This window comes from Amycolatopsis sp. NPDC051071 (genome assembly GCF_040682875.1).
Taxonomy (GTDB): domain Bacteria; phylum Actinomycetota; class Actinomycetes; order Mycobacteriales; family Pseudonocardiaceae; genus Amycolatopsis.
In genome coordinates this window covers 1-9,375 of record NZ_JBFBBY010000236.1, presented here as the reverse complement: position 1 = coordinate 9,375, position 9,375 = coordinate 1, and the positions used below count along the sequence as shown (strand labels likewise).

General features: G+C 66.3%; 11 protein-coding genes. 6 read left to right on the top strand and 5 right to left on the bottom strand.

What is annotated here, in order from left to right:
- Positions 1–137: 137 nt before the first annotated feature.
- From AB0M65_RS38360 to AB0M65_RS38340, 5 genes are all read right to left on the bottom strand, one after another.
- Positions 138–446 (bottom strand): DUF1416 domain-containing protein, encoded by a 309-nt coding sequence (locus tag AB0M65_RS38360; protein ID WP_364039660.1) that lies wholly within the window; start codon positions 444–446, stop codon positions 138–140.
- Positions 446–1,282, bottom strand: a complete 837-nt coding sequence (locus tag AB0M65_RS38355) for a sulfurtransferase (protein WP_364039657.1) — start codon at positions 1,280–1,282, stop codon at positions 446–448. Before AB0M65_RS38355 ends, AB0M65_RS38360 begins: the two co-directional genes overlap by 1 nt.
- Positions 1,283–1,302: 20 nt before the next feature.
- Positions 1,303–1,737 (bottom strand): DUF4395 domain-containing protein, encoded by a 435-nt coding sequence (locus tag AB0M65_RS38350; RefSeq protein WP_364039654.1) that lies wholly within the window; start codon positions 1,735–1,737, stop codon positions 1,303–1,305.
- 229 nt (positions 1,738–1,966) lie between these two features.
- A complete protein-coding gene (locus AB0M65_RS38345; RefSeq protein WP_364039651.1) occupies positions 1,967–2,386 on the bottom strand; it encodes a thioredoxin family protein in 420 nt (139 codons plus the stop codon).
- Positions 2,387–2,407: 21 nt separating this feature from the next.
- Positions 2,408–3,301: a DUF2993 domain-containing protein gene (locus AB0M65_RS38340; RefSeq protein WP_364039648.1), complete on the bottom strand. Its 894-nt coding sequence runs from the start codon at positions 3,299–3,301 to the stop codon at positions 2,408–2,410.
- Between the two features lie 143 nt (positions 3,302–3,444).
- On the opposite strand from AB0M65_RS38340, the gene AB0M65_RS38335 reads away from it, so the two are divergent.
- From AB0M65_RS38335 to pstB, 6 genes are all read left to right on the top strand, one after another.
- Positions 3,445–4,203 carry a response regulator transcription factor gene (locus AB0M65_RS38335; protein ID WP_364039645.1) on the top strand — a complete coding sequence of 253 codons (759 nt, stop codon included), beginning with the start codon at positions 3,445–3,447 and terminating at the stop codon, positions 4,201–4,203.
- 67 nt (positions 4,204–4,270) lie between these two features.
- Positions 4,271–5,146, top strand: coding sequence for a mycothiol synthase (gene mshD, locus AB0M65_RS38330; RefSeq protein WP_364039642.1), 876 nt, complete (start codon positions 4,271–4,273; stop codon positions 5,144–5,146).
- Between the two features lie 229 nt (positions 5,147–5,375).
- Positions 5,376–6,503 carry a phosphate ABC transporter substrate-binding protein PstS gene (gene pstS, locus AB0M65_RS38325; protein ID WP_364039639.1) on the top strand — a complete coding sequence of 376 codons (1,128 nt, stop codon included), beginning with the start codon at positions 5,376–5,378 and terminating at the stop codon, positions 6,501–6,503.
- 212 nt (positions 6,504–6,715) lie between these two features.
- Complete coding sequence (pstC, locus tag AB0M65_RS38320; protein WP_364039663.1) at positions 6,716–7,633, top strand: phosphate ABC transporter permease subunit PstC; 918 nt, start codon at positions 6,716–6,718, stop codon at positions 7,631–7,633.
- Positions 7,634–7,635: 2 nt separating this feature from the next.
- On the top strand, positions 7,636–8,553 hold the full coding sequence (gene pstA / locus AB0M65_RS38315) for a phosphate ABC transporter permease PstA (protein WP_364039636.1): 918 nt from the start codon (positions 7,636–7,638) through the stop codon (positions 8,551–8,553).
- Positions 8,554–8,563: 10 nt separating this feature from the next.
- Complete coding sequence (gene pstB, locus AB0M65_RS38310) at positions 8,564–9,340, top strand: phosphate ABC transporter ATP-binding protein PstB (RefSeq protein ID WP_364039633.1); 777 nt, start codon at positions 8,564–8,566, stop codon at positions 9,338–9,340.
- The last annotated feature ends 35 nt before the right edge of the window (positions 9,341–9,375 follow it).

Below are 9,375 nucleotides of genomic sequence, written 5' to 3'. Positions count from 1 at the left end.
CGCACTACGCCACAACGCCCGCGACTTCACCCGACCACTAACACTACTCGGAATCACCCACTGACCAGCCACAACGACTTTGCCGGGGCCCTGACCTAGGCGCAAGGAAGGGGGCCTTCATGTACTTGAGCTGAGTTTCAGGACACAGCGATGGCCAGCTCGTGCACACCAGGTCCCTGGGCGGTGACGGAGGCTTCGCCGTTGCCGGAGCGGTGCAGCGCGCGCACCGTCCAGTCGCCGGGGGCCGCGTAGAAGCGGAAGTCGCCGTCGGCCGACGAGACGACCTCGCCGGTGAAGTCGCCGCCGCCGTCCAGCAACCGGACGAAGGCGCCGCCGACGGGCCCTTCCGCACCGGTCACCTTGCCCGCGAGCACGACCTGGCCGCGGGTGTCGTAATCGGCGGGCGTGGCCTCCTGAACCGGTGCGCCGCAGCTGTCGTCTGCCATTACTTCGCTCCCAACTCGACCGGCACGCCGACGAGCGAGCCGTATTCGGTCCATGAACCGTCGTAGTTCTTCACGGCGTCGTAGCCGAGGAGCTCGTGCAGCGCGAACCACGCGATGGACGAACGCTCACCGATCCGGCAGTACGCGATCGTGGACTTCGCTTCGTCGAGGCCCTCGTCGGCGTACAGCTCCTTGATCTCGCCCTCGGTCTTGAAGGTGCCGTCCTCGTTGGCGACCTTCGCCCACGGGACGTTCAGCGCACCCGGGATGTGGCCGGGGACCTGGGACTGCTCCTGCGGCAGATGCGCCGGGGCGAGCAGCTTGCCGGAGAACTCGTCGGGCGAACGCACGTCGACGAAGTTGCTGCCGCCGATGGCCTGGACGACCTCGTCGCGGAACGCGCGGATCGAGAGGTCCTGCTCCTTGGCCTTGTACGTGGTGGCGTCGCGCTTGACCTCATCCGAGTTCAGCTCGCGGCCGTCGAGCTCCCACTTCTTGCGGCCGCCGTCGAGCAACTGCACGTTCTCGTGGCCGTAGAGCTTGAAGTACCAGTACGCGTACGCGGCGAACCAGTTGTTGTTGCCGCCGTAGAGGACGACGCGGTCGTCGTTCGAGACGCCCTTCTCCGAGAGGAGCTTCTCGAAGCCTTCCTTGTTGACGAAGTCGCGGCGCACCCCGTCCTGCAGATCCTTGCGCCAGTCGAACTTCACCGCACCGCGGATGTGTCCGTTGTCGTACGCGGTCGTGTCCTCGTCGACCTCGATGAACACGACACCGGGGGTGTCCAGGTTCTCCTCGGCCCACTGGGTGGTGACCAGGACGTCTTCACGGCTCATGGAGCTGACTCTCTTTCTGGTTAGGACGCGCGCGGGCTGGGGCTGAAACGCTTGATGAGCAGGAACATCTCGCAACCGAGACAGAAGTTGAACGCCGCGTTGAGGAAGGCCGCGAGCAGCGCGAACGCCGTCGCGACGAAGCCGAGCACGGTCAGATCGGCGGCGAAACCGACGGTGCCGACGACGGCGAACACGAAGCCGACGGCCTGCGCGAACCGCAGCGGGGCGGCGTCCTCGCGTTCGGTCGCCGGGCCGAGCCGCGGCGCGACCAGATAGCGGTAGACCAGTGAATACGGTGCCGGCTTCAGGCCGATGAAGGCACCGATCGCGAACACCACCGCCTGCGCCGCGAGCAGTGGCCACCACTGGGTGATGAGCACGACCGCGAGCACGACCGTCGTCAGGATGGCGGCGAAACGCGGGCCCCGTGGGTCGACAGCCGGTCCTGCGGACATGGATCCTCCTGCGAACGAGAGGGAAAGAGGTGCGTGCCGGACGGGGACGCGCAGGCGTGAGGCGCGTTCAGCGAGCCGGACACAGGCTGCTGCGAACGCGGCACAGATCCACTGCGCGGCGCTGGGTCAGCAAGGTTCGGGGCAGCCTGTTCACGGGCACGAGGGTACGCAGAGCTCCCTCAGGTTGGGAACCGTGTTCACACCTTGGGACGCTTCCCAAAATTCGGGATCAGGCGTTCGCCAGGTGAGGTTTCAGGGCTTCGAGAAGCTCCTGACCTCGGGGAACGCCGCCGACGCGGAGCAGCTCCCGGCCGTCCGGCGTCAAGGCCAGCGTCGTTGGAGTCCGCAAGACGGCGAGTGCCTGCGCGACTTCCGGGGTTTCGGTGACGTCCAAATCGACGTGGGTGAGCCCGTCGGTCTTCTCCGCGAGAGCCGACAGGATCGCGCGGGTGTGGCGGCACGGCGCGCAGAACGTGGTCGAGATCTGGATCAAGGTGACGCCTTCGGACGCGAGTGCGTCCGAGACGCGACCGGGCAGTGTGGACGCGCTGGACTTGGCCGCCCGTACGCGGCCGTTGCGCGCCTGAAGCAGCGCTCCGGCCGCACCGCCGAGCACCAGTACGCCCAGCAGCACCCACACTCCGGTCATCCGAGAATCACTCCTGTCGAATCAACCTCGAGGCTTCGCTCCGTTGAAGGCGACGTTCTTGCCTTCACCCTTGATGATGACCGCGCCACTGTTCACGCGCACCGACGTCGGGGTCACCGAGAACGGCAGCGTGCCGGTGTCGATGGTCGCGTTGAAGTTCGGCAGCAGCGCGTCCTGCACCGCTTGGGGAACGACGGTGGTCTCCTTGTCATTCCCGAACTGCAGGCGCTTCGGCTCGATGCTGATCTTCTGGCCGTTCAGTTCGATCATCGCGAAGCAGAAGATCTCCACCTTCTGGCCGGCGATCTGCACGTTGCCGGACAGCCGGATACCCGCGCTGGAGCTGTCGATCGGCTCGCCCTGCGCGTTGGTGGTGGGCGGAGTCGTCTCCTTCTGGCCGTTCTCACCGTTGCGGACGTAGGCCTCGGTGACCGGTTCGATCTTCAGGTTCTGGATCTTGTCGAGCGGAGCCTGCTTCGCGATGTCGGCGGCCTTGATGGTCACCTCGCCCTTGAGCGTCGCGATGGAGATCGCCTTCGTGTTGCCGTTGATCAGGTCCGAAAGCGGCGCCGTGACGTCGCTCATGTCCGCGTTGAAGTCCACATCGTTCAACTTCGGGGGAACGGCGACGCCCTGTGCGTTGATGGTGATGTGACTGTAGTCACCGGAAAGGGCTTGGGTCAGGAACGGGAAACCGTGCACCGTGACCGCCGGATCGTTGAGCAGGTCCAGCTGTTCGCGTGCCTTTTGGGAGATCGTGTGCTCGGCGTACGCCGCCGCTCCGAAATCGGCTCCGACCAGCAGTACCAGCAGCACCGCGAGGGCGATGAGCCAGCCCCGGCCGCGCCGCTTTCCTCGCTTGGCGGACCGGCCGGGGGACGGTCGTCCGTCGTGCGCCACGGGCCTGCTCACCATTGCGTCAAATCTCCTTCGTATCCCTCTTTGGCCAGGTGTGATCGATCCAGCACGGGGTAGGTGTCCGGCTGTTCACCGGCTATTCTCACTAAGCACCGGCTGTAGCCACGTTCGAGGCGACTACTAGTGAGGGCGGTGCGGCGATGAGCCTGGACCTGTTGGTATTGACCGCGGAACCCGATGCGACCGCGGTGCTTCCCGCCCTGGATCTGCTGCCCCACACCGTACGCGTACGGGCTCCCGAGGTGACCGCCCTTCTGGACGCCGGTCACCGAGACGTGATCGTCCTCGACGCGCGCACCGATCTCGCCTCCGCGAAGAGCCTTTGCCGCCTGCTCAAGGGCGCTGGTGAGGACGAGGCCACGACACCCATCATCGCCGTCGTCGGCGAAGGGGGCCTGGTCGCGGTCAGCGCGGAATGGCGCACCGACGACATCCTGCTCCCGACGGCCGGTCCCGCCGAGGTCGACGCCCGGCTCCGGCTGGTCACCACCCGCGACGGCAGTGCCGCGCAGGTCGACGCCGAGCTCCGCGTCGGAGAGCTGGTCATCGACGAAGCGACCTACACCGCGAAGCTCCGCAAGCGCACTCTCGAACTCACGTACAAGGAGTTCGAACTCCTCAAGTACCTCGCCCAGCACGCCGGCCGGGTCTTCACCCGCGCCCAGCTGCTGCAGGAGGTCTGGGGTTACGACTTCTTCGGCGGCACGCGCACGGTCGACGTCCACGTGCGGCGCCTGCGCGCGAAGCTGGGCCCCGAGCACGAGCAGATGATCGGGACCGTGCGCAACGTCGGCTACAAGTTCGAGCGGCCCGCCAAGGGCGCCGCGGCCAAGCAGCAGCAACAGGTCATCGCCCCGGACGCGAGCGTCTACGAGCCGAGCGAGCTTTCCGCGCACTGAATCCCCTCCCTTCACTGTCTGACAAGACGCCCAGGCGAACGCCGGGTTCCCCGGTAGGGTCGATTTCATGCTTGATCTGGTGTGGACCGGTGAACCGGAAACGGAAGAGATCCGCGACTTCCTGCTTGCCGTGCGGGAGACCGACGGCCGCCCCGAGGACACCGGTTTCGCCGGTGGACAGCATCTTTTGGGGCACGTCGACGGCGAATTGGTCGCGTACGCGCATCTGGACACCGCGGGCGATTCGCACGGCAACCAGGTCGCCGAACTGTTCGTCCACCCCGCGCACCGCCGCTCCGGTCACGGCAGAGCGCTCACCAAGGCACTCGTCGAGCACGTCGAAGGGAAGCCGCTGCGTGTCTGGGCGCACGGCGATCACCCCGCCGCCGTCCACCTCGCCGGGACCGAAGGTTTCGAGCGCGCTCGCGAACTGCTGATTCTGCACGCGGACGTCGAGGCGGCCGACTGGCCGGAACCCACGACACGCGAAGGGGTCACGCTGCGCACGTTCGTCCCCGGTCAGGACGAGGAGGCGATGGTCCGCGTCAACGCGCGTGCCTTCGACTGGCATCCCGAGCAGGGCGCTCTCACCGCGGACGAGGTCCGCGCGACCGAGAAGGAAGCCTGGTTCGATCCCGAAGGCTTCTTCCTCGCCGAGCAGGACGGCGAGGTCGTCGGCTTCCACTGGACGAAGGTCCACGAGGCGGTGCCCGGCCGGTTCGGCGGCGAGCCCACGGGTGAGGTCTACGTCGTCGGCATCGATCCGGACGCGCAGGGAGGCGGGCTCGGCAAGGCACTCACGCTCGCCGGGCTGCGGTATCTCCGCGACCGCGGACTGGGTCAAGTGATCTTGTACGTCGAGGGCGGCAACGCCCCGGCACTCGCCGTTTATTCGAAGCTCGGTTTCACTCGATACGAGGTCGACGTCCAATACGCACGGTAATCGTATTCCCACGGCTGGCACTTGACCGGTCACGGAGAGCAAACGCGCAGGTCACAGCCGAGACACGGTCCCCGTTCGGAGTAGTCGCACTGCTCACATCGGCGGCCTTGTTCACCTTTCGTTCACCCTTTGACGGCCACCTGTCCACTGTCGGTGCCTAGTGTCCGGATCCGGCAGGAACGTTCCCGTTCCGCCGATCCGGCGAAAGTCTCCCAGTGGAGGAAATGCAGTGAAGATCATGCGGCCCGCGGGCGCGATCGGCATCGTGGCTAGTGCCGCCCTCGTGCTCGGCGCCTGTGGATCCGACCCGGCGGCGACGAAGACCGAGAGCTCGGGTGCCGCGTCCGCTCCCAGCGGCACGGCCGGCGTCGAATGCGGTGGCAAGAGCCCGCTTTCGGCCGAGGGGTCGTCCGCGCAGAAGACCGCGATCGACATCTTCGTGCAGCAGTACGCCGCCAAGTGCTCCGGCCAGAAGGTGAACTACAACCCGAGCGGTTCCGGCGCCGGCATCAAGCAGTTCAACGCGAACCAGGTCGACTTCGCCGGCTCGGACTCGCCCCTCAAGGACGGCGAGGAGGCCGAGAAGGCCAAGGCCCGCTGCGCCTCCGACGCGTGGAACCTGCCGCTCGTCATCGGCCCGGTCGCGATCGCCTACAAGGTTTCCGGGGTCGACAAGCTGACCCTGACCCCCGAGGTCACCGCCAAGATCTTCAACGGTGGCATCACCAAGTGGAACGACCCGGCCATCAAGGCGGTCAAGGGCAACGAGAGCACCAACCTGCCCGACAAGCCGATCCAGGTCATCTCCCGCACCGACGAGTCGGGCACCACCGACAACTTCCAGAAGTACCTGAAGGTCGCCTCGAAGGGCGCCTGGACCCAGGGCGACGGCAAGAAGTTCAACGGTGGCGTCGGTAACGGTGCCGAGAAGTCCAACGGTGTCGCCAACGCGGTGAAGTCCGCCGACGGTGCCATCACCTACGTCGAGGCCTCCTTCGCGAAGGACGGCGTCAACGCCGCCCTGATCGACAGCGGCTCCGGCGGTGTCGAGCTCAACGCGGCGAACGTCGCGAAGTCTCTCGACTCGGCGAAGTTCAAGAAGGAGGGCACCAACGACCTCGCGCTGGACCTGGACTCGATTTACTCCAGCAACGTCGCCGGTGCCTACCCGGTCATCCTCGCCACCTACGAGATCGCCTGCTCGAAGTACGCCGACCCCGAGGTCGGCAAGGCCGTCAAGGCCTTCCTGACCGTCGCCGCCACCGACGGCCAGAAGCCGCTTTCGGACAAGGGCTACGTGCCGATCCCGAAGAGCCTGCAGGACAAGGTCCTGACCGCCGTCAAGGCCATCGCCTGACCCTGTTGCCTACGCTGGCGGTTGATCAGTAAAGACAGGCTGGACAGAAGTAGTCGATGAGCGATTCATCTTCGACCAGAACGCCCACCGGCGACCCCGGTGGGCGTTCTGGCGTCCGCGAGACCTTCACGGAGGACCCGATTTCGGAGCAACCAGCCGCGTCACCGCCCGAGAAGTCCTCGGTGCGACTCGCGAGCCCCCAGTCCAGGACGATGCGGCCCGGTGACCGTGTCTTCCAGTTCCTGACCACCGGCGCCGGCGTCTTCGTCGTCGCACTCATCGGCCTCATCGGGCTGTTCCTGCTGGTGCAGGCCATCCCGGCGCTCCAGGCCGACAACGTGAGCTTCCTGACCAGCCAGGTCTGGCAGACCGACCCGAACAACATGCAGTTCGGCATCATGGGCCTGCTGCTGGTCACGGTCTATTCCGCGGTGCTGGCGCTGGTCATCGCGATGCCGGTCTCGCTCGGTATCGCCCTCTTCCTGACCCAGTACGCGCCGAAGCGGCTGGCGCGGCCGTTCGCCTACGTGATCGACCTGCTCGCCGCCGTCCCTTCGATCATCTACGGCCTGTGGGGCCTGATGGTCTTCGCGCCGACGATCGAGCCCTTCTCCCAGTGGGTCAACGACACCTTCTCGTGGATCCCGATCTTCGCGGCGGGCAACGTCTCGCCGGATATGCGCGGCACGATCTTCACCGCGGGCATCGTGCTCGCCGTGATGATCCTGCCGATCATCACTTCGCTGTCGCGCGAGGTGTTCGAGCGGACCCCGACCCCGCATATCGAAGGCGCGCTGGCGCTGGGCGCCACCCGCTGGGAGGTCATCCGCACCACGGTGCTGCCGTTCGGCAAGGCAGGCTACATCGGCGCCTCGATGCTCGGCCTCGGCCGCGCGCTCGGCGAGACGATCGCGCTCGCGATCATCCTGACCGGCACCGTCGGCCGCGATTTCACCTTCAGCCTCTTCGACGGCGGCGCCACGTTCGCCTCGAAGATCGCGGCCGACTACGCCGAACTCAACAACGAGATCTCGGCGGGCGCGTACATCGCGGCCGGTCTGGTGCTGTTCCTGCTGACGTTCATCGTCAACTTCGCCGCGCGATCCATCATCGCCAAGAAGGGGGACTGAGCATGTCCACCACGCTCGAGAAGACCCCCGCCACCACCCCCGCCTTCCAGCAGGTCAGCCTGGCGCGGAAGACCAAGAACGGGCTCGCGACGGTCCTGATCTGGCTGTCGTTCCTGATCGCCGTCGTGCCGCTGGTGTGGCTGCTCGCGACGGTGGTCATCAACGGTGTCAAGCGGATCCCGTACAGCAACTGGTGGACCGAGGACTTCGGCTCGGTGCTGTCCGACGAGGTCGGCGGCGGCGTGCTGCACGCCGTCATCGGTTCGGTGCTGCAGGGCCTGGTCTGCGCGGTCATCGCGGTGCCGATCGGCCTGCTGGTCGCGATCTACCTGGTCGAATACGGTCGCGGCAAACTCGCGAAGACCACGACGTTCATGGTGGACATCCTTTCCGGTGTCCCGTCGATCGTCGCGGCGCTGTTCATCTACGCGCTGTGGATCACCACCTTCGGCCTGCCGCGCAGTGGTTTCGCGGTGTCGCTCGCACTGGTGCTGCTGATGATCCCGGTGGTCGTGCGGTCGTCGGAGGAGATGCTGCGGATCGTCCCGGACGACCTGCGTGAAGCCTCCTACGCGCTCGGTGTCCCGAAGTGGAAGACGATCATGAAGATCGTCCTGCCGACCGCGTTGTCCGGCATCATCGGCGGCATCATGATGGCGCTCGCCAGGGTCATGGGCGAGACCGCGCCGCTGCTGGTCCTCGTGGGGTACTCCGCTTACGTGAACTGGGACATCTTCGGTGGCGAGCAGGCCGCTCTGCCGCTTCTGATGAACAACGAACGGGTCAGCAACCCGTTCAACGAAGGGACCGTCGCGTTCGACCGGATCTGGGGTGCCGCGCTCACCCTGGTGCTGATCATCGCGGTCGTGAACCTCCTCGCCATGCTCTTTGCCCGTCTTGTCGCCCCGAAGAAGAAGTGAGCTGTTTGAGATGGCCAAACGAATCGACGTCAAGGACGTGGACATCTACTACGGCAAGTTCCACGCCGTGGACGGCGTCACCCTCTCGGTGCCGCCGCGGAACGTCACCGCCTTCATCGGCCCGTCGGGTTGTGGCAAGTCGACGGTGCTGCGCACGCTGAACCGCATGCACGAGGTCATCCCCGGCGCCCGAGTCGAGGGTGAAGTGCTGCTCGACGGCGAGGACATCTACGGCTCCGGCGTCGACCCGGTGCAGGTCCGCCGCACCATCGGCATGGTGTTCCAGCGGCCGAACCCGTTCCCGACGATGTCCATCCGCGACAACGTCGTGGCTGGCCTGCGCCTCGGCGGCACCAAGGGCCGGAAGGAACTCGACGAGGTCGCCGAGCGTGCCCTGCGCGGCGCGAACCTGTGGAACGAGGTCAAGGACCGGCTGAACAAGCCGGGCGGCGGCCTCTCCGGCGGTCAGCAGCAGCGGCTCTGCATCGCGCGGGCGATCGCCGTGCGGCCGGACGTACTGCTGATGGACGAACCGTGCTCCGCGCTCGACCCGATCTCGACCCTCGCCATCGAGGACCTGATCGGTGAGCTGAAGAAGGAGTACACGATCGTCATCGTGACGCACAACATGCAGCAGGCGGCGCGGGTCTCGGACCAGACCGCGTTCTTCAACCTGGCGGGCGTCGGCCAGCCGGGTCGCCTGGTGGAGCTGAACGACACCGAAAAGATCTTCTCGAACCCGGACGAGAAGGCGACCGAGGACTACATCTCGGGCCGCTTCGGCTGAGCCTCGCTCAAGTACATGAAGGCCCCCTTCCTTGC

What these genes read in the sequence shown, in the direction of transcription:
- pstB (WP_364039633.1), top strand. Translation starts at nt 8,564, where the DNA reads ATGGCCAAACGAATCGACGTCAAGGACGTGGACATCTACTACGGCAAG.
- AB0M65_RS38350 (WP_364039654.1), bottom strand. Translation starts at nt 1,737, where the DNA reads ATGTCCGCAGGACCGGCTGTCGACCCACGGGGCCCGCGTTTCGCCGCC.
- AB0M65_RS38360 (WP_364039660.1), bottom strand. Translation starts at nt 446, where the DNA reads ATGGCAGACGACAGCTGCGGCGCACCGGTTCAGGAGGCCACGCCCGCC.
- AB0M65_RS38355 (WP_364039657.1), bottom strand. Translation starts at nt 1,282, where the DNA reads ATGAGCCGTGAAGACGTCCTGGTCACCACCCAGTGGGCCGAGGAGAAC.
- AB0M65_RS38340 (WP_364039648.1), bottom strand. Translation starts at nt 3,301, where the DNA reads ATGGTGAGCAGGCCCGTGGCGCACGACGGACGACCGTCCCCCGGCCGG.
- AB0M65_RS38335 (WP_364039645.1), top strand. Translation starts at nt 3,445, where the DNA reads ATGAGCCTGGACCTGTTGGTATTGACCGCGGAACCCGATGCGACCGCG.
- mshD (WP_364039642.1), top strand. Translation starts at nt 4,271, where the DNA reads ATGCTTGATCTGGTGTGGACCGGTGAACCGGAAACGGAAGAGATCCGC.
- pstC (WP_364039663.1), top strand. Translation starts at nt 6,716, where the DNA reads ATGCGGCCCGGTGACCGTGTCTTCCAGTTCCTGACCACCGGCGCCGGC.
- AB0M65_RS38345 (WP_364039651.1), bottom strand. Translation starts at nt 2,386, where the DNA reads ATGACCGGAGTGTGGGTGCTGCTGGGCGTACTGGTGCTCGGCGGTGCG.
- pstA (WP_364039636.1), top strand. Translation starts at nt 7,636, where the DNA reads ATGTCCACCACGCTCGAGAAGACCCCCGCCACCACCCCCGCCTTCCAG.